At 67.6% G+C, this 18,744-nt stretch carries 15 protein-coding genes and 2 pseudogenes; 12 read left to right on the top strand and 5 right to left on the bottom strand.

Annotated features, from left to right (window positions below; genetic code table 11):
- Window positions 1-37: 37 nt before the first annotated feature.
- The 7 genes from ACAG24_RS20045 to ACAG24_RS20015 are packed head-to-tail and all read left to right on the top strand — an operon-like array spanning window position 38 to window position 7,677.
- Window positions 38-1,069, top strand: a complete 1,032-nt coding sequence (locus tag ACAG24_RS20045; RefSeq protein WP_370475800.1) for a virulence factor Mce family protein — start codon at window positions 38-40, stop codon at window positions 1,067-1,069.
- Complete coding sequence (locus ACAG24_RS20040) at window positions 1,066-2,427, top strand: MCE family protein (protein ID WP_370475799.1); 1,362 nt, start codon at window positions 1,066-1,068, stop codon at window positions 2,425-2,427. The genes ACAG24_RS20045 and ACAG24_RS20040 overlap by 4 nt, the downstream gene beginning before the upstream one ends.
- A complete protein-coding gene (locus tag ACAG24_RS20035; protein WP_370475798.1) occupies window positions 2,424-3,785 on the top strand; it encodes an MCE family protein in 1,362 nt (453 codons plus the stop codon). Before ACAG24_RS20040 ends, ACAG24_RS20035 begins: the two co-directional genes overlap by 4 nt.
- Complete coding sequence (locus tag ACAG24_RS20030) at window positions 3,782-4,927, top strand: MCE family protein (RefSeq protein ID WP_370475797.1); 1,146 nt, start codon at window positions 3,782-3,784, stop codon at window positions 4,925-4,927. The genes ACAG24_RS20035 and ACAG24_RS20030 overlap by 4 nt, the downstream gene beginning before the upstream one ends.
- Window position 4,928: 1 nt before the next feature.
- Window positions 4,929-6,389 (top strand): MCE family protein, encoded by a 1,461-nt coding sequence (locus ACAG24_RS20025; RefSeq protein ID WP_370475796.1) that lies wholly within the window; start codon window positions 4,929-4,931, stop codon window positions 6,387-6,389.
- Entirely contained in the window at window positions 6,353-7,024 is a 672-nt protein-coding gene (locus ACAG24_RS20020; protein ID WP_370475795.1) for an Rv1363c family protein, read from the top strand. Before ACAG24_RS20025 ends, ACAG24_RS20020 begins: the two co-directional genes overlap by 37 nt.
- Window positions 7,021-7,677, top strand: a complete 657-nt coding sequence (locus ACAG24_RS20015) for an Rv1363c family protein (RefSeq protein WP_370475794.1) — start codon at window positions 7,021-7,023, stop codon at window positions 7,675-7,677. Before ACAG24_RS20020 ends, ACAG24_RS20015 begins: the two co-directional genes overlap by 4 nt.
- Window positions 7,678-7,730: 53 nt before the next feature.
- Here the strand turns inward: ACAG24_RS20015 and ACAG24_RS20010 are convergent, their stop codons facing one another.
- Window positions 7,731-8,540, bottom strand: coding sequence for an SDR family NAD(P)-dependent oxidoreductase (locus ACAG24_RS20010; RefSeq protein ID WP_370475793.1), 810 nt, complete (start codon window positions 8,538-8,540; stop codon window positions 7,731-7,733).
- A 24-nt stretch (window positions 8,541-8,564) separates the two neighbouring features.
- Here ACAG24_RS20010 and ACAG24_RS20005 point away from each other — a divergent pair, with 24 nt between their 5' ends.
- The gene (locus tag ACAG24_RS20005) at window positions 8,565-9,824 is read left to right on the top strand and encodes a WS/DGAT/MGAT family O-acyltransferase (RefSeq protein ID WP_370475792.1); all 1,260 of its coding nucleotides are present in this window, start codon (window positions 8,565-8,567) and stop codon (window positions 9,822-9,824) included.
- On the opposite strand, the gene ACAG24_RS20000 is transcribed toward ACAG24_RS20005, so the two are convergent.
- Window positions 9,821-10,495, bottom strand: a complete 675-nt coding sequence (locus ACAG24_RS20000; RefSeq protein ID WP_370475791.1) for a TetR/AcrR family transcriptional regulator — start codon at window positions 10,493-10,495, stop codon at window positions 9,821-9,823. The two genes, ACAG24_RS20005 and ACAG24_RS20000, sit on opposite strands and share 4 nt — an antisense overlap.
- Before the next feature lie 65 nt (window positions 10,496-10,560).
- On the opposite strand from ACAG24_RS20000, the pseudogene ACAG24_RS19995 reads away from it, so the two are divergent.
- The 3 genes and pseudogenes from ACAG24_RS19995 (at window position 10,561) to ACAG24_RS19985 (ending at window position 14,374) form a co-directional block, all read left to right on the top strand.
- Window positions 10,561-12,005: pseudogene (locus ACAG24_RS19995) on the top strand (carotenoid oxygenase family protein).
- Between the two features lie 43 nt (window positions 12,006-12,048).
- A complete protein-coding gene (locus tag ACAG24_RS19990; protein ID WP_370475790.1) occupies window positions 12,049-12,570 on the top strand; it encodes a DoxX family protein in 522 nt (173 codons plus the stop codon).
- Window positions 12,571-12,631: 61 nt separating this feature from the next.
- Window positions 12,632-14,374: a DUF3556 domain-containing protein gene (locus tag ACAG24_RS19985; protein ID WP_370475789.1), complete on the top strand. Its 1,743-nt coding sequence runs from the start codon at window positions 12,632-12,634 to the stop codon at window positions 14,372-14,374.
- 77 nt (window positions 14,375-14,451) lie between these two features.
- On the opposite strand, the gene ACAG24_RS19980 is transcribed toward ACAG24_RS19985, so the two are convergent.
- The 3 genes and pseudogenes from ACAG24_RS19980 to ACAG24_RS19970 form a co-directional block, all read right to left on the bottom strand.
- Window positions 14,452-15,243, bottom strand: coding sequence for a FadR/GntR family transcriptional regulator (locus ACAG24_RS19980; protein ID WP_370475788.1), 792 nt, complete (start codon window positions 15,241-15,243; stop codon window positions 14,452-14,454).
- A 170-nt stretch (window positions 15,244-15,413) separates the two neighbouring features.
- The gene (locus ACAG24_RS19975) at window positions 15,414-16,829 is read right to left on the bottom strand and encodes a hypothetical protein (protein WP_370475787.1); all 1,416 of its coding nucleotides are present in this window, start codon (window positions 16,827-16,829) and stop codon (window positions 15,414-15,416) included.
- 276 nt (window positions 16,830-17,105) lie between these two features.
- A pseudogene (locus tag ACAG24_RS19970) lies at window positions 17,106-17,297 on the bottom strand (phenazine antibiotic biosynthesis protein); the annotation flags it as partial.
- A gap of 56 nt (window positions 17,298-17,353) precedes the next feature.
- On the opposite strand from ACAG24_RS19970, the gene ACAG24_RS19965 reads away from it, so the two are divergent.
- Entirely contained in the window at window positions 17,354-18,670 is a 1,317-nt protein-coding gene (locus tag ACAG24_RS19965) for an acetyl-CoA hydrolase/transferase family protein (protein ID WP_370475786.1), read from the top strand.
- Window positions 18,671-18,744 lie beyond the last annotated feature (74 nt).

Here is an 18,744-nt window from a genome sequence, read left to right as displayed (position 1 = left end):
GCGCACCCCGCCCCCGAAACGCACAGAGAGGTAACCGATGTCAGTCAGTGTCCGGCGCGACGCCACGCGACTCGGGGTCTTCCTCGCCGTGTGTCTGCTCGGCGTGTTCGGTCTGTTCGCCGTGTTCGGCCAGATGCGCTTCGGCGAGAAGTCGCACGACTACCGCGCCGAGTTCGTCAACGTCACCGGGCTGGAGACCAACGACTTCGTCCGGATCGCCGGTGTCGAGGTCGGCAAGGTGGAGAACGTCGAAATCCAGCCCGACACCACAGCTCTGGTCGAGTTCACCGCCGACGACTCGGTCGTGCTGACCGAGGGCAGCCGAGCCGTCATCCGCTACGACGATCTGATCGGCGGCCGCTATCTCGCGTTGGAGGAAGGAGCGGGCGGCACCGAGAAGCTCGATGCGGGCGACACCATTCCGCTGGCCCGCACCTCACCCGCGCTGGACCTCGACGCTCTGATCGGCGGTTTCCGTCCGCTGTTCCAGGCGCTGGATCCCGACCAGATCAACGCGCTCTCAGGGCAACTCATCACCGCGTTGCAGGGCCAGGGCGGCACCGTCAACTCGTTTCTCGCGCAGACGGCGGCGTTGACCAGCACGCTTGCCGACCGCGACCAGCTGATCGGTGAGGTCATCGTCAACCTGAACACGGTGCTGGGATCGCTGGGAGACCAGAGCCAGCAGTTCGACAAGGCGGTCACCTCGCTGTCCGAACTCGTCGAGGGCCTCGAGTCCCGCGGGCAGGACATCAGCGACGGGCTGGCATACACGAACGCCGCCGCAGGCAGCATCACCGATCTGCTGTCGCAAGCCCGTCCACCGCTGCAGAAGGTGGTGCAGGAGACCGACCGTGCGGCCGGAATCGTGGTGGCCGACCACGAGTACTTCGACAACGTCATCAACACCCTCCCGGACGCCTACAAGGCCCTGGCGCGCCAAGGTATCTACGGCGACTTCTTCAGCTTCTATCTGTGCGACCTTGTCATCAAGACCAATGGCAAAGGCGGACAACCGGTTTACATCAAGGTGGCCGGCCAGACCAGCGGGAGGTGCGCGCCGCGATGAAGCCGTTCAGCGAACGCAACCAACTGGTCATCGGCGCGGTCGGCGTCGGGATCACCGCCGCCATCGTGCTGGGGTCCGTGAACTACGACAAACTGCCGTTCATCAACCCGGGCAAGGAGTACACCGCCCACTTCGCCGAAGCCGGCGGTTTGAACACCGATGCGGCTGTTCAGGTTTCGGGATTCAAGGTCGGTCAGGTCAAGTCGATCGAGCTGGACGGCCCACAGGTGCTCGTGACGTTCACCGTCGACAAGGACATCCGCCTCGGCGACCGCACCGAGGCGGCGATCAAGACCAAGGGCCTGCTGGGCACCAAGATCCTCGAAGTCGTCGCCCGCGGCGAAGGTCAGCAGGACGGTACGATCCCGCTGGACCGGACGACGTCGCCTTACCAGCTTCCGGACGCGCTCGGTGAGTTGGCGACGACGATCAGCGGTCTGGACACCGACCAGCTGTCGGAGTCCCTTCGCGTGCTGTCGGCCACGTTCGCCGACACGCCGCCGCAGTTGAAGATCGCGGTCGAGGGTGTGGCGCGCTTCTCCGACACCCTCAACGAACGCGACGCCGAACTGCGCAACCTGCTCGCCAACGCGAACAAGGCGACCACCGTTTTGGCGGAGCGCAGCGACCAGGTCGTCAGCCTGGTGTCGAACACCAATGCCCTGCTGGCCGAATTGCAGAGTCAGAGCGCGGCTTTGGATGAGATCTCCGGCAGCATCTCGGCGCTCAGCCAGCAGCTACAGGGCTTCATCGGCGAGAACCGCGCGACCATGAAGCCCGCGCTCGACAAGCTCAACGGAGTGTTGACGATCCTGGACAACCGCAAGGAACGACTGCAGGAGTCGCTCAAACTGCTGAACCAGTACTCACTGTCGCTGGGCGAGTCGGTGTCGTCGGGTCCGTTCTTCAAGAACTACATCTCGAACCTGCTGCCCGGCCAGTTCCTGCAGCCGTTCATCGATGTGGCTTTCTCCGACCTCGGTCTCGACCCGAACGTGCTGCTCCCTTCCCAGCGTTTCGACCCGCAGGTCGGCCAGCCCGGCACCCCGGCGATGCCGGTGCCGTTCCCGCGGACCGGCCAGGGCGGCGAACCGCGGATGACGATTCCCGACGCGATCACCGGCAATCCCGGCGATCAAGGCTGCGGCCCGCCGGGAATCCCACTGCCTGGGCCGACGGGCTGCTACCCCTACCGCGAGCCGCTGCCCGCACCGCCGCCCGGTGGACCGCCACCCGGGCCGCCCGCACTCGCGCCACACGGAACAGGCTCCACGCCCACCCCGAACACCGGTCTGCTGGTGCCCGCGCCGGGTGAGGCGCCCCCGCTCGTTCCCGTTCCGGGGGAGGTCGCACCGTGAGAAACCCGAGAACGTGGGTCGGCCTCGTACTGGTCGCACTTCTGGTGGCGGGCGTCGCAATCCTGGTGAGAACGACGGACAAGGTCAATCGGATCAACGTCGTCGGCTACTTCGACAACAGCAACGGCATCTACGTGGGCGACGACGTCCGCATCCTCGGTGTGCCGGTCGGCCGGATCACCTCGATCGAGCCCGAGCCGGAACGGGTGAAGATCTCGTTCTGGTACGACGACCGCTACGACGTGCCCGCCGATGCGAACGCCGCGATCCTGTCGCCGGCGCTGGTGACCTCGCGTGCCATTCAGCTCACCCCGGTCTACACCGGAGGGCCGGTGATGGGCGACAACGCCGTCATCCCCGAAGAGCGGACCGTGGTGCCCGTCGAATGGGATCAGGTGCGGGGGCAGCTCGAACGGCTCAGCGAGACACTGCAGCCGACCGAACCCGGTGGGGTGAGTCCGTTGGGGTCGGTGATCAACACGACCGCCGACAACCTGCGGGGCCAGGGTGCCAGCATTCGCGAGACGGTCGTCAAGCTGTCGCAGGCCTTCTCGGCGCTCGGCGACCACAGCACCGACATCTTCTCGACGATCAAAAACCTGGCAATCCTGGTGTCGGCCCTGCAGGACAGCACGGACCTGATGCGGCAACTGAACCAGAACCTGGCGTCGGTCACCGGGCTGCTCGCCGACGGCCCCGACGAAGTAGCAAGCGCGATCAGAGATCTCAACGCCGTCGTGCCCGAGGTGCAGGCCTTCGTCGCCGAGAACCGCGACGCCCTCGGTACCACGTCGGAGAAGCTGGCGGGCGTGACGACCGCGCTCAACGAGAGCCTGGACGACGTCGAACAGTTCCTGCACAGTGCGCCCAACACGTTCCAGAACTACGTCAACATCTGGCAGCCGGCGCAAGGCGGCGCAAGCGCGATCCTCGCGGTGAACAACTTCGCCAACCCGATCCAATTCCTCTGTGGCGCAGTGCAAGCCGCCTCGCGGCTGGGTGCCGAGGAGTCTTCAAAGTTGTGCGTGCAGTACCTGGCGCCGATCATGAAGAACCGCCAGTACAACTTCCCGCCGCTGGGTCTCAATCAGCTCATCGGGGCCTCCACGCGACCCAACGAGTTGACCTATAGCGAGGACTGGCTTCGACCCGACTACATCCCGCCGAACGGGCCCGCGCCTGCCGGGTCACCGCCCGCAGGGTCACCGCCCGCACCGCCGGCCGCCGACCCGGCCACGCTGCCGCCCGGCCAGGGGCCGCTGCTGCTGAACGCTCCGCCCGGGGCTGCCGAAGCCCCGATCGCGACGAACCCCGGCGACGGCCTCCAGGGCATGATGGTGCCGGGAGGCGGGTCATGATCCCGGCCGTCAAGACGGCGGTGGCCGTCGCCGCCGTCGCGCTGGCCGCATCCGGATGTGGTTGGCGCGGACTGAATTCCATACCGCTGCCAGGCACCCAGGGAGGCGGCCCCGGCTCATTCACGATCCAGGCGCAGATGCCCGATGTCGACAACGTGGAGGAGAACTCGCGGGTTCGGGTGGGTGACGTCAACGTCGGCACCGTCAGCAAGATCGAGCGGCAGGGCTGGACCGCGTTGGTCACCATGACGATCAACGGTGGGGTGAACCTGCCCGCCAACGCGACCGCCAAGATCGGTCAGACCAGCCTGCTGGGCTCGCAGCACATCGAGTTGTCGGCCCCGGCGGGCGCGCCGCCGCAGGGCAAGCTCGAAGAGGGCGCGCTGATTCCGCTGAAGAACTCCGGTGCGTTCCCCACCACCGAACAGGCGTTGGCCGCGGTCGCTCTGCTGCTCAACGGCGGCGGCCTGGGCAACATCGGCGACATCACCGAGGCACTCAGCGTCGCCTTCACCGGGCGCGAGAACGATCTCCGCAGCCTGATCGAACAGCTCGACATCGCGATCGGGCATCTCGACGACCAGAAGGGCGACATCATCGCCACGTCGGAGAGCCTCGACGCACTGGTGGGGCAGATCGCCGACCAGAAGCCCGTCGTGGACAGGGCGCTGAAGACGATCCCCGATGCGCTTGCCGTGCTTCGCGATCAGCGCGACGAGCTGTCCGAGGCGCTCGTCCAGCTCGGCAGATTCAGTGCACTGGCCGCCGACTCGGTCAACCAAACCCGGGACGCGCTCGTGCAGGAACTCAAGGACATCGGTCCGGTGTTGCAGTCGCTCGCCGACGCCGGACCAGCCCTCACCCGGTCGCTGAGTTTCCTGCCGACCTTTCCGTTCCCGAAGGAGACGCTCACCAACTGGATGCGCGGTGACTACGCGAACCTGACGCTCATCGTCGACCTGACGCTGAGCCGAATCGATCAGGGCTTCTTCACCGGGACGCGGTTCGAGTGCAACCTGACGTGGCTCGAGCTGCAATGGGGCCGCACGATCGGGCAGATGCCCAGCCCGTGCAACCACAACGTCCCGCCGCCTGGCGGGAACCCTCTGGTGGCGCCGTACCGCTGGGATCAGGGGCGTTGACATGCGACTGACCCGACAGATGCTCATCCAGCTCGCGATCTTCGCGGTGATCGCCGTAACCGCTTTGGGCATCATGGTTTTCGGCTACATGAGGTTGCCGGCGATGATGGGTGTCGGCCAGTACAACGTCACCCTGGAGCTGCCCGAGACCGGTGGCCTCTACGAGCGGGGCAACGTCACCTATCGCGGTTCCCAGGTCGGCATCGTGGAAGGCGTCGGTCTCACCGACCGCGGTGTCGAGGCGCGGTTGTCGCTCGACTCGGGCGTCGACATCCCCGCCGATCTCATCGCGTCGGTGCGCAGCCAGTCCGCGGTCGGCGAGCAGTTCGTCGAACTCGTCCCGCAGAGCGGCGCCGGTCCCGTGCTGCGCGACGGTGACGTGATTCCCCGCGACCGCGCGCGGGTGCCACCTGATGTGAACCAGGTGCTGGAGCTGACGAACGAAGGCCTGCGCGCGATCCCGCAGGAGAACCTCAGGACCGTCATCGACGAGTCGTATCTGGCGGTCGGCGGACTCGGTCCCGAACTGCGGCGGCTGGTCAACGGTTCGAGCCAACTCGCGACCGACGCACGGCATAATCTGGACTCGCTGACCACGGTGATCGACCAGTCCAAGCCGGTCCTTGATTCGCAGACCGAGACGTCGGGCTCGATCCAGGCGTGGGCCGCGAACCTGGCGAACATCACGGGTCAGCTGCAGCGCGAGGACCAGTCGGTGTCGGGCATCCTGAGCAGCGGGCCGGGGGCGGCCGAAGAGGTGCGCGCGCTGTTCGACCAGCTGCAGCCCACGCTGCCGGTGGTGCTGGCCAACCTCGTCAGCGTCGGCGAGGTCGCCGTCACCTACCAACCCAACCTCGAGCAGCTGCTCGTGCTGCTGCCGCAGGGCACCGCCGTCACCCAGGCGGTCGGCGTCGCCAAGAACGGCACCAAGCAGGACTACATGGGTGACTACCTCACCCTGAATCTGAACCTGAACATCCCGCCGACCTGCAACACCGGCTTCCTGCCCCCACAGCAGCAGCGGCCGCCGACGTTTGAGGACTACCCCGACCGGCCGGCGGGCGACGTCTACTGCCGGGTGCCGCAGGACGGCGCGTTCAACGTGCGGGGTGCCCGCAACATCCCGTGCGTCACGGTGCCGGGCAAGCGCGCGCCCACCGCGAAGATGTGCGAAAGCACCGAGAACTACGTGCCGTTGAACGACGGCTACAACTGGAAGGGCGATCCGAACGCCACGCTGTCCGGGCAGGCCGTTCCGCAGTTGCCGCCAGGTTCACCGCCTGCAGAAGCCACTCCGCCGCAGGGTCCGGCACCGCCACCGATGGCGGCCGCCGAATATGATCCCGCGAACGGCACGTACGTTGGACCGGACGGACGTGTGTACACACAGTCCAACCTGGCCGAGGGTGCCACTGAGGAGCAAACATGGCAGACGATGCTGCTGCCCCCGACGGGGAACTGACGAAGCCGGCGGACGAGGTCGAATCGACGGCCGGCGAACCAGCGTCGACGGTGACCGATGAGGGCGCCGGCGGAGTCGAGGACACCGCCGAGGTCGATGACGTCGACGAGTCCGTCGACCCCGACCCGGACACAGCGCCGACGAAGACGCCGATGTCACACGTCTCGCTCGCGCTCATCGCCGGTCTGGTCGGCGTGCTGGCACTCACCGGTCTGGTGGGGTGGCTCGGTTACCGCACCTACGAATCGCACCGCGCCGAGGAACAACGCAACGTGTTCCTCCAAGTCGGGCGGCAGGGTGCGCTGAACTTGACCACTATCAGCTGGGAGTCCGCCGAAGCCGATGTGCAGCGAATCCTGGACTCGGCGACCGGCACGTTCTACGACGACTTCCAGCAGCGGGCGCAGCCGTTCGTGCAGGTGGTCAAGCAGGCCCAGTCGAAGTCGGTGGGGACCATCGCCGAGGCGGGCCTCGAATCGGCGGGCGACGACCAGGCCCAGGTCCTCGTCGCCGTGACGGTGCAGACGACGAACGCCGGCGCCCCTGAGCAACAGCCGAGGGCGTGGCGGATGCGGATCTCGGTGCAGGACATCGACGGAGAAGCGAAGGTGTCGGATGTGGAGTTCGTGCCGTGACCGACGACGTGAAGGACGACGAGACGACCAAGACCGTGGCAGACGAGACCCAAGCTGTCGAGATCGAGGAGTCGGGAGCTGTCGAGGAGACCGCCGAGGAGGGCGTCAAGGAGCCTGCCGTGTCGCCACCGGCGAAGCGCGGGATCCAATGGTCGCGCGTGGTCGCGTTCATGGTGCTGCCCGCGCTGGCCCTCGTGCTCGCGGCAGGCGCCGGCTACCTGAAATGGCTTGACGATACGAATCGTGCCGGCACGATGTCGGCCGACGTCACGTCACATCCGTCGCTGGCCGAGACCACGGTGCAGGCGGCCCGCGAGGGCACGATCGCGCTGCTGTCCTACACCCCCGACAAGGTGGAGGAGCAGCTCGGCGCGGCGCGGGACCTGCTCACCGGCGAGTTCCGCGAGTCCTACACCTCGCTGACCAACGACGTCGTGATCCCCGGCGCCAGGGAGAAGCAGATCTCGGCCATCGCGACCGTGCCCGCGGCGGCCTCGGTGTCGCTGTCGGGGGACGAGGCGGTGGTCCTGCTGTTCGTGAATCAGACCGTGACGGTGGGCCCGGACGCGCCGACGGACACCGCCTCCAGCGTGCGGGTCACGCTGGAGAAGGTGGGCGATCGATGGCTGATCTCCCAGTTCGACCCGGTGTAGACGGGTGATTCGGGTGTAGTTGGTCAACGACGGATTGACCAACTACACCGAAATCACGTCTTCTTTCGGCCGGGATGGCTGCGGCCCAACATCGGCAACAGCATCCACCTCGGGGCGAGGCGGTTCAGCATCGCCGCCGCACGGTTGGGGGTGCCGGGCACGATGACCCGGCGCCCGCGCGCCAACCCGTCGACGGCGGTCTTGGCCACGTCGTCGGGCTGCTCCCACAGAAATCTCGGAAGCATCCTCTCGGCCTCGTCATCGGGAATGCCTGCGGCTTCCCCAAATCCGGTGCGCACAGGGCCAGGGCACACGACGGCCGCAGTCACGCCGGTGCCCTTGAGCTCCTCGCTCATCGCCTCGGTGTAGGACAGCACGAACGCTTTCGCCGCGCCGTAGGACGCCTGCCAGGGGACGGGGCCGAACGCGCCGACCGACGCGACGTTGAGGACGGCGCCCCCGCCACGGGTGACCATGCCCGGCACGAAGCGGGTGCACAGGTCGACCACCGCCGCGACGTCGACTTCGACCAGACGCAATTCGGCGTCGACGTCGACCCCTGCCACGCCGCCGAGATTGGACATCCCCGCGTTGTTGACCAGGATGTCGACCGTCAGCCCGAGTGCGGCCACCTGGTCGGGGAGGGTGGCGCGATCTGCGGGGCTCGCCAGATCGACCGGAATGACATAGGCGTCTTTGCCGAGCGAATCGGCGAGCGAGCGCAGGCGATCCGCGCGGCGCGCGACCAGGATCACCGGGTATCCGCGCCGCGCCAATTCCCGGGCGATCTCCTCGCCGATCCCCGATGACGCCCCGGTGATGAGCGCCGCCCCCGATGAGGAGGGATCCGGCAGCGTCGGCATGCGGCACAGCCTAGCCTGGGGCCCATGACGGCGCGGCGACTCACTGCGGTCGATGCGCAGACCTATTGGATGTCGGCCTCGGTTCCCAGCGACCAGTTCCTGATCTACGCATTCGGGCAAGGGACAACAGATCTCGACGACGCCCTGCGCGAGGTCCGTGAACGGGCGCGCGCGTGCGACAACATGCGGCTGCGCATCGAGGACTCGGGATTCTGGACCTATCCGGGCTGGGTGCCGCGGGAGGTCGCAGGGGACCAGTTCGTCGTGCACGATCTCGACAACCCGACCTGGGCGGGGTGTCTCGACGCGGTGGCGGCGCTGGACGCCGACCAGCTCTCCGCGCGGGTCCTCACGTGGCGGTTGCACATCTTCCCGTGTATCGGGGGACTGCCGAACGGAACGCGCAGCGGCACAGTCGCAGTGCTGCAGATCAGCCATGCTCTCGCCGACGGGATCCTGGCCTCTGCGCTGGCGGCCCGGCTCTTCGGTCGCGACGACGACGTACCGACGGTAACCGCGACACCGACGCGGCCGGCGTCCGTGCCGGTGCTCGCGCTGCAAGCGGTACGCACACATCGTCGGCTGGTACGTGACACCGAGTCGGGGTCCGTTCCACCACAAGCACATTCGCGGCCAGTGCTTCAGACCAATCGCCGGCCCGAAGGGCAGCGACGGTTGCGGACGGTGGTGTGCGAGCGTCACCGGGTCGGCGGCCCGACGGTCACGGTGGGTGTGCTGGCCGCGATATCCGCCGCGCTGGCGGCGCATCTCCGCGAACTCGGCGACGCCCCGTCGCAACTGGGTGCTGAGGTCCCGATGGCCAAGAGCGGTCCGCGCCGGTCGAACAATCACTACGCCAATGTCGGGGTGGGACTTTATCCGGACGCCGAGATCGGTCGCCGCGTTCAGCTGATCGCCGCCGACCTGGCGGCGCGTCGGCGGCGGGCCGCACACCCGGCGATGTGCGCCGAGGCCGCAGCCTTCGCCGCCGTCCCCGCGCCGCTGTTGCGTTGGGGCGTACAGCAATTCGACCCTAACGTGCGGTGGGACACCGCAATCGGCAACACCGTGGTGTCGAGCGTGAACCGTGGCCGCGCCGACCTGAGGTTCGGGGATTCGCCCGTGCAGCTGACCACAGGCCTGCTCGGCCTCTCTCCGATGATGGGGATGACGCACGGCGTGCACGGCATCGGCGACACGGTCACGGTCAGCGTGTACGCGGCCGACTCGTCCATCGGTGACATCGATGCCTACGTCGAGCGACTGGCCGACGAACTTCGCTAAGGCTCCTCGGCCAGAGACGCCATCACCGTCTCCATCGAGCGTGTCGCGGCCTCGCGATCGTCGCCCATGCCCACGAGCGCGTCGATGATCAACGGGCCGAGAATCTGCACCAGCCCGTGACCTTCGTGGCCGAAGAAGCCCGCGAGCTCCAGCATCACGGCGCCGTGGTTGATGCTCCACAACCGGCCCGCGACCGCGAGTTCGTCGTCGTCGCGGATCCGGCCCGCGTCCATCATCCGGTGCACCGCGGTGTGCAGCGCTCCGAATGACGCGGTCCACTCGGCGCGGTTGGTCGCACTGTCGGAGACCGTGATGTCGCTGCGAAACTTCGCGACCGACGCCGGGGACGTCGCACCGAAGATCAGTTGATAGCGCTGTGGATTCGCGAGCGCGAACTGGTGGTAGGCCAGTCCCATCATCAAGAAATCGGCCACCGGATCGTCGGTCTCGGGGACTTCGGTGAGCACCTGCGTGAAGGCGAGGAACACTTCCACGGCGATGGCGTCGAGCAACCCGGGCATGCCGCCGAAATGCGTGTACAGCGCCATCGTCGACGTCCCGGCCTCGGTGGTGATGCTGCGCGCGCTCAGCGCGGCGAGGCCTTCGCGTTCCATCAACCGGATCCCGGCTGCAACCAGCCGGTCGCGCAACGTCTCGCGCTCGGAATTCATGGTTGCCATGCTGCCATAACGGTGTTATACACGAGGGACTTATAACGCTGTTATCGGAGGTGGGGATGAGTAGCAGGTATCTGGAGGGTGCGCTCGCCCCGATTGCGCAGGAGTACACGCTGACCGACCTCGAGGTCAGGGGCGACATCCCGGAGTACCTCGACGGGCGTTATCTGGCAACGGCCCGAACCCGATCGAAGAGATCGACCCCGACGTCTACCACTGGTTCCTCGGCGACGGCATGGTCCACGGCGTGCGCCTGCGCGACGGCAAGGCCGAGTGGTATCGCAACCGGTGGGTGCGCGGACCGCAGGCGACGCGGCTGCTGGGCGAGCCCGCGCCCGACGGACACTTCGGTGGGGCGTCGGTCGGCGCGAACACCAACGTGATCGGCCATGCGGGAAAGACGTTGGCGCTCATCGAATCCGGTGTGGCGAACTACGAGCTGACCGACGAGCTGGACACCGTGGGAGTCTGCGACTTCGACGGCACGTTGACCGGCGGCTACACCGCCCACCCGAAACGGGATCCCGATACCGGCGAGCTGCACGCGGTGTCCTACCGCGTCCTCAACGGCAACACGGTGCAGTACTCGGTGATCGGCGCCGACGGACGTGCCAAGCGGACCGTCGACATCGAGGTCACGGGATGTCCGATGATGCACGACTTCTCGCTCACCGAAAAGCATGTGATCATCTACGACCTGCCGGTCACCTTCGATGCGCGCCAGGCGGTCGAGCTCACCGTCCCGCGTGGCCTCCGGCTGCCCGCCCGGCTCATGTTGTCGGCGTTGATGACACGCATGCCCATCCCTGACCCGATCAAGGCGCGTAAACCGCGGACGCCGTCGTCGGACCGCAGCTTCCCGTACTCGTGGAATCCGAAGTATCCGGCCCGCATCGGGGTGATGCCCCGCGAGGGCACCAACGCCGACGTCCGGTGGTTCGACGTGGAACCGTGCTACGTCTTCCATCCGATGAACGCCTACGACTCGCCGGCCGACAACACGATCGTGCTCGACGTCGTCCGGCACCAGAAGATGTTCGCGACCGACCACCTCGGCCCCAACGAGGGGCCGCCGACCCTGGACCGGTGGACGGTCGACCTGGCCGACGGCAAGGTGCGCGAAACGCGGATCGATGACCGTGGGCAGGAGTTCCCACGTGTCGACGAGCGGCGTGTCGGAAAGCGACACCGCTACGGCTATGCGCCGCACGTTTCGGGGGGCGCCGAGACCAGCGACATGCTGCTCAAGCACGACTTCGTCGGACACGGTTCGGTGAGCAGAGCCTTCGGCGCGGGCAAGGTGTTGGGCGAGTTCGTCTTCGAGCCCTCGGCCGCCGATGCCGCCGAGGACGACGGGGTGCTGATGGGTTATGTCTACGATCGCGCGACCGATCGCAGCGAGCTCGCCCTCCTCGATGCAGGCACCCTCGAGGACGTCGCACGCATCAAACTGCCGCATCGCGTGCCTGCCGGATTCCACGGCAACTGGGTGCCCGCGGCCTGAGGGGGGTGGGCGGCGACGTGACAGATGTTCTAGATTTTGTTACATGACTGCCTACGATGTCGGCCTCCTGATCCTGCGCGTCGTCCTCGGCCTGACCATGGCTGCGCACGGCTACAACAAGTTCTTCGGCAAGGGCGGGCTCAAGGGCACCGCCGGCTGGTTCGACAGCATGGGGATGAAGCCGGGCATGTTTCACGCCCGGGTCGCGGCGACCACCGAGATGGCCGCCGGCCTCGGTCTTGCCGTCGGCCTCCTCACGCCGATCCCTGCCGCCGGGTTCGTCGCGTTGATGTTCGTCGCGGCCTGGACCGTCCATAAGGCGAACGGCTTCTTCATCGTCAAAGAGGGCTGGGAGTACAACCTGGTGCTCGCGGCCTCGGCCGTCGGTATCGCGACCACCGGTCCCGGCGCGCTGAGCCTCGATCACGCGTTGTTCAACGACTCCGGGTTCTACGACTACCTGCACGGCTGGTGGGGCCTGCTGATCGCTGTGGTTCTCGGCCTCGGCGGAGGTATCGGCCAGCTGGCGATCTTCTACCGGCCGCCGGCCAAGCAGAGCGCATAATTCGACGCTTTTTGCGGACGTTCGCGCCAGCGGAACTGGAACACGTTCTAGTCTGACCGGCATGGGTTTTCTCAAGCAGGACGCGCCCGTCGTCGACTACGCGGAATGGAGCAAGGGCACCCGCGCCGAGCGGATCGTCCCGATGGCCCGGCACTGGGCGGAGGTCGGCTTCGGCACCCCGGTCGTCATGCATCTGTTCTACGTGGTGAAGATCCTTCTCTACGTGCTCGTCGCGTGGGTGATCGTCGTCGCCACCACCACCGGAATCGATGGATTCACCAACGTGACGGCGTGGTACCACGAGCCGATCGTGTACCAGAAGGTCGTCTTCTACACGATGCTGTTCGAGGTCGTCGGCCTGGGCTGCGGCTTTGGTCCGCTGAACAACCGGTTCTTCCCGCCCATGGGTTCGATCCTGTACTGGCTGCGGCCCAAGACCATTCGGCTGCCACCGTGGCCGAACCGGATACCCCTGACCGCCGGCGACACCCGCACACCGCTCGACGTCGCGCTGTACGGGGCGCTTCTCGTCATGCTGCTGGTCGCCCTCGGGTCGAACGGCACCGGCCCGATTCCCGAGATCGGCTCCGAGGTCGGCGTGCTCCCCGTCTGGCAGACCGCGACCATCATCGGTCTGCTCATCGTGGCCGGGCTGCGCGACAAGGTCATCTTCCTGGCCGCCCGCGGCGAGGTCTACGGCTCGCTGGCGGTGTGCTTCCTGTTCAGCGGCGCGGACATCATCATCGCCGCGAAGCTCGTCTGCCTGGTGATCTGGATGGGCGCCGCCACGTCGAAGCTCAACAAGCACTTCCCGTTCGTGATCTCGACGATGATGAGCAACAACCCGGTGATGCGACCGCGGTGGATCAAACGAAAGTTCTTCGAGCACTTCCCCGATGACCTGCGTCCCGGCCGGGCCTCGCGCATCCTCGCGCACTTCTCCACCGCGATCGAAATGCTGGTGCCGCTGGTGTTGTTCTTCTCCCACGGCGGTTGGGCCACCGCCATCGCGGCATTCGTCATGCTCGTCTTCCACTTCGGCATCCTGTCGGCGATCCCAATGGGTGTGCCGCTGGAGTGGAACGTCTTCATGATGTTCAGCGTGCTGGCACTGTTCGTCGGCAATGCGGGTATCGGCCTGGATGACCTGAACAGCCCGTGGCCGATCGTGCTGTTCCTCGCTGTCGCGGGCACCGTCGCAGTCGGAAACCTGTTCCCGCGCAAGGTGTCCTTCCTGCCCGGCATGCGCTACTACGCAGGCAACTGGGACACGTCGCTGTGGTGTGTGAAGCCGTCCGCGGCGGAGAAGATCACCAACGGCATCGTCGCGATCGCGAGCATGCCCGCCGCGCAGATGGAGAAGTTCTACGGCAGCCCCGAGACGGCGGAGATGTACCAGTACATGGGGTATGCGTTCCGCTCGTTCAACACCCACGGCCGCGCGATGTTCACGCTGGCGCACCGGCTGATGGCCGACGGGAACGAAGCCGACTACGTGCTGACCGACGGCGAACGCATCTGTAGCACCGCGATCGGCTGGAACTTCGGCGATGGGCACATGCACAACGAGCAGCTCATCGCCGCCCTGCAGAAGCGATGCCATTTCGAGCCCGGCGAGATCCGGGTGCTGCTACTCGACGCGCAGCCGATCCACAAGCAGCGCCAGGAGTACCGCCTCGTCGACGCCGCGACCGGGGAGTTCGAGCGCGGCTACGTGATGGTCGCCGACATGGTCACCCGCCAGCCGTGGGACGACACCGTGCCCGTCCACGTGACGTGGCAGAAAGACGGCGCCGACGCCTGAGGGCCGAGATCCACCGTGTGCAGACGGTTACTCGAACGTCCGCCGCAGAACGTGGATTTCGGCGTGCGGGCGACCGATCAGCCCATGACGTCGCGCACGGGCACGCTCTCCAGGCCCGTCAGCAGCAGCTCCCGCGAGGTGTCGAGATGCTTGCGCCAGTGCGATTCGGCTCCGGCGGCGTCGCCCGCACGCAGGAACTGCATGAGCTTGCGGTAGGACCGCATGAGCTTGGCGTAGTCGGCTTTCGACACCGGACGGCGCTCGTTGAACACGAAAGCCGTGTGCCTGACCGTGATCTCGTGCAGCATGCCCGCGACGATGCTCAGCGTGGCATTGCCGGACAGCTGCACCACCCGTAGGTGAAACGCGCCGGTCGCCTCGGCCAGCCGTGCGGACTGGTAACCGTCGGTGATGAGCTCTTCGAGCATCTGTTCAAGTTCGTCGAAGGCTTCCGCGGAACCGGATTCGGCGAGCAGTCTGGCCGCCATCGGCTCGATGCCCGATTTGGCGGTCAGCAGGTCGGCGATGGTGGCGCCGGACAGTTCCAGCAGCAGACCGGCGGGCCGCGCGACGACCTCGGGGCCCGGCACCCGCACGCGCGCCCCGGTGCGCGAACCGCGGCGCACCTCGACCAGGCGTTCGGACTCCAGCACACGAACCGCTTCGCGCAGCGTGGGCCTGCTGACGCCGAAATGCGCCATCAGTTCGGCCTCGTTGGGCAGGAAGTCGCCGTCCTTGAGTTGTCCCTCGACGACCATCCGGCGCAGTGTTCCGGCGACGAGCTCGGCGGTCTTGGGGGAACGCACAGCGGCGCGGGACGCGACGGCGTCCGGCCCGATCATGGGCGCCAGGGGGGTACTGCGAGCCACTGCACCTCCTCGACGGTCGACTGAGCTGTGCAACTCAGTAAACCATGTGGGGCTACTGCGGCCCGATCACACGGTGTCCACGCAGGTGAACAGCGATTCTGTCATGGAAAAGAGAAGCGGGTGCGGGAGCCTGTCGACTCCCGCACCCGCCGGTGACCCTGGGGTACGGCTTACGTGTTCGAGCTCGCGTTGCCGTCGTTGCCGTCGTTGCCCTGGTTACCGTCGGACGCGCTGCCGCGGCCGCCGGCCCCGCCGTTGCCGCCGGTACCGGCCTTGCCCGCGCCGGGAGTGGCGTTGCCGCCGTTGCCGCCGTTGCCGCCGGCCCCGGTGCCTTCGCCGACGGCCGAGCCGCCGTCGCCACCGGTACCACCGTTGCCGCCGCGGGCGACACCGCCGGTGGCGTTGCCGCCGTTGCGGCCGACACCGCCGTTGCCGCCGATCGCACCGCCGTCGCCGCCGTTACCGCCACGACCGCCGGTGGTGTTGCCGCCCTCGGTCGAGGTCGCACTTCCGCCGTTGCCGCCGCGGCCGCCAAGGCCGGTCAGCTCGCTCTTGCCGCCGGTTCCGCCGGAACCGCCTGTGGCAGTGCCCGATTCGGAGGTGGCGCTGCCGCCGCCGCCCGCGTTGGAGCTGCGCGCGGCGAGACGCCCGCCGCCGTCGCCGCCGTTGCCGCCGACAGCCTTGCCGGCCTGGTAGGCCGTGGCGTTGCCGCCCTTGCCGCCATTGCCCTCGAGATCAGGGGTGGCGCCACCGGAGATGAGGCCGTATCCGCCGGCGCCGCCGCTGCCGCCGGTCGCGGTCTGGTCGCCGGTGCCGCCGGTGCCGTCTGCACTGCCGACAGTGGCCGCGCCGCCGGCGCCACCCGCGCCGGGACCGTAGTTCTCTTCCGGGGTCTCGCCGGGCAGCGGCAGGCCGATGTTGGCACGTCCACCAACGCCGCCGGCGCCGCCGGTGGCGTTGCCGTTCAGCGACGAAGCGGCACCTCCGGCACCGCCGGCACCGCCGCGGCTCGGAAACAGCTTGGCGCCTTCGCCGCCCGCACCGCCGGCACCACCGACAGCGTTGGCGTTCGCGCCCGCAGCGCTGGTGTTGACGTCGGCGCCACCGGCACCGCCGGCGCCACCGGCGCCACCGAACAGGCCCGCGTTGCCGCCCTTGCCGCCCGCGGTCGCGGCCGAGATCAGCGTGCCGTCAGCGGCGTACACCGCCGCCTTTCCGGCTGCACCCGCGCCGCCGCTGCCCCACAGGAGGCCGCCGTCGCCGCCGTTGCAGGCGGCGCCTTCGCAGTCTGCGGCGGCGTCGAGTCCGTTGCCGATCAGCCAGCCGCCGTCGCCGATCATCGGGCGGAAGGCGGGATTGGCGCTCGCCGCGGCGAGCAGAGCAGTCGGGCTTGCCGTCGGCGTGCTTTCGGCACCGGCGCAGCCGATGAGCCCGCCGGGCACGCATTCTTCGCTGGCGACCAGCTTGACCTCGGCCGTGTAGGCCGAGGGCGTCGCTTCGTCGGTGGCGCCTGCTGCGGCGACAACCAGTGCGCCGAGACCGACCATCGCCGCGCCTGCGACACCGGTCGCCACGTGCTTGGGCACGGAACGCGGAATCACGTTGTGGCGCGAGGACTTAACGTACATACAACCCCCATGGTTGAAGGGCCTGGCCGCTATGGCAGGCGTGGATGCTTTGCTTTGCCTGAGCAAATGCAGCGTCAGAATGGGGTTGGCCCCGTCGCCGGTCAAGACCTACGTCTGGCGGTCCCGGCCCTGATTCTCGGTGAAATCGGCCCCCGCGCGCTGACGACATCGTAAAAAAGAGCAGGTCACGGGTTCGGGCCGGCCATCGCGGTAGCTGTCGAGACTGTGTGAAAAATATGCCCCGCCGGGCACCATGCCCAGCAGCCCCGCGCCGGTCACGAAGCCACCTCCGCTGAAATCCTCCACCTGCCAACGTGTTACCTGCTCCATCCAGTCCGCCGCCAGGGCGGTGCGCTTGGATGCGCTTGTAGGACCGCCCGATTCGACGATCCGCGGAACCGGACACGGGTTGCGATGACGACGGGGGCGAGGTCCGGTGAATTCGCCGGGATGAACCAGGTGGGCATGGCAGGGTATCGCCCATGCCCACCGAGCTGACCGCAGACGAGGCCGCCGCACGACTCGATTCCGCCGACACCCTCGGCATCCCGTTCGGTCCTGGCCAACCACCTGCTTTTCTGCGCGCGCTCGGGGAGCGCACTGACTGGTCCGACCTCCGCGTCTATGGTGCCCTGCTCGCGGTCGGCACCGAACTGTTCTCGCGCACCGGAGTGCACTATCTCTCCGGATTCTTCGGCCCGCTGGAACGGGCACTCGGCGAAGCCGGCGCGGACATCGAGTTCACACCTGCCGATTTCCGCCGCTTCGGCCCGCTGCTGCAGCGTCAGGCACCGCGTGTCATGACGACGGTCGCCACACCGCCCGACGGGGACGGTTGGTGCTCGCTGTCGTTGCATGCCGGCGGGACGGTCGAGGAGTTGCGACGGGCCGGAGCCGACTCGCAGCGTCAGTTGGTGGTCGAGGTCTCCGATGCCTATCCGCGCACGTTCGGTCTCGGCGACGGGTACCGGCACGCGTTGCACGTGGACGAGATCGACGTGCTGATCCGTTCGACGGACGCGCCGCTGGCGCTTCCGGGTCCGCCGCCGACCGACGCCGACAAAGAGATCGCCAAGCACGCGGTGTCGTTCATCCGGTCCGGCGCCACGCTGCAGACGGGCATCGGCTCAATCCCGAGTCAGATCGCGACCTTGCTCGCCGAGGGCGACGGAGGTGACTACGGGCTGCACAGCGAGATGTTCACCGACGGCTGCATGCAACTGCACCGCGCAGGCAAGGTCACCAACGCCGCCAAGGGGCTGTACGACGGTGTGAGCGTGACGACCTTCGCGTTCGGCACCGACGAGCTCTACCGGTGGCTCGACGGCAACGCCGACGTCGCGTTCCTGCCCGTCGAGATCGTCAACTCGCCAGAGGTCATCGCCGCCAACCGGAACATGGTGTCGATCAACGGGGCGCTCGCGGTCGACATCCAGGGGCAGGTCGTGGCCGACACCATCAACGGCACCCAGTTCAGCGGCATCGGCGGCGCCGAAGATTTCGTGGCGGGCGCCGGATTGGAACTGTCGGACCGCTCGTTGATCTGCCTGCCCTCGACGTACGAGAAGGACGGAGCGCTGCAGTCGAGGATCGTGCCGTGGTTCGGCCCCGGCGCGGTCATCACGACACCGCGCCACCATGTCGACGTGATCGTGACCGAGTACGGCGCCGCCGAACTGGAGGGCAGAACGGTCCAGGAGCGTGGTCACGCGCTCGCCGCGATCGCGCACCCGCAGTTCCGCGACGAACTGGTGGCCGCCGCCGACCGCGCGGCGAAAGGCGGATCGCCGGTCATCTGACACGCGGCCACCGGCCTACCAACCAGTAGGTTGACCTAGTAAACCTTGTTCGTTTACGTTCGAGGGAAGACCCG

Source organism: Mycobacterium bulgaricum (genome assembly GCF_041287165.2).
GTDB classification, from domain to species: Bacteria; Actinomycetota; Actinomycetes; order Mycobacteriales; family Mycobacteriaceae; genus Mycobacterium; species Mycobacterium bulgaricum.
This window is presented reverse-complemented; position numbering and strand designations above follow the sequence as displayed.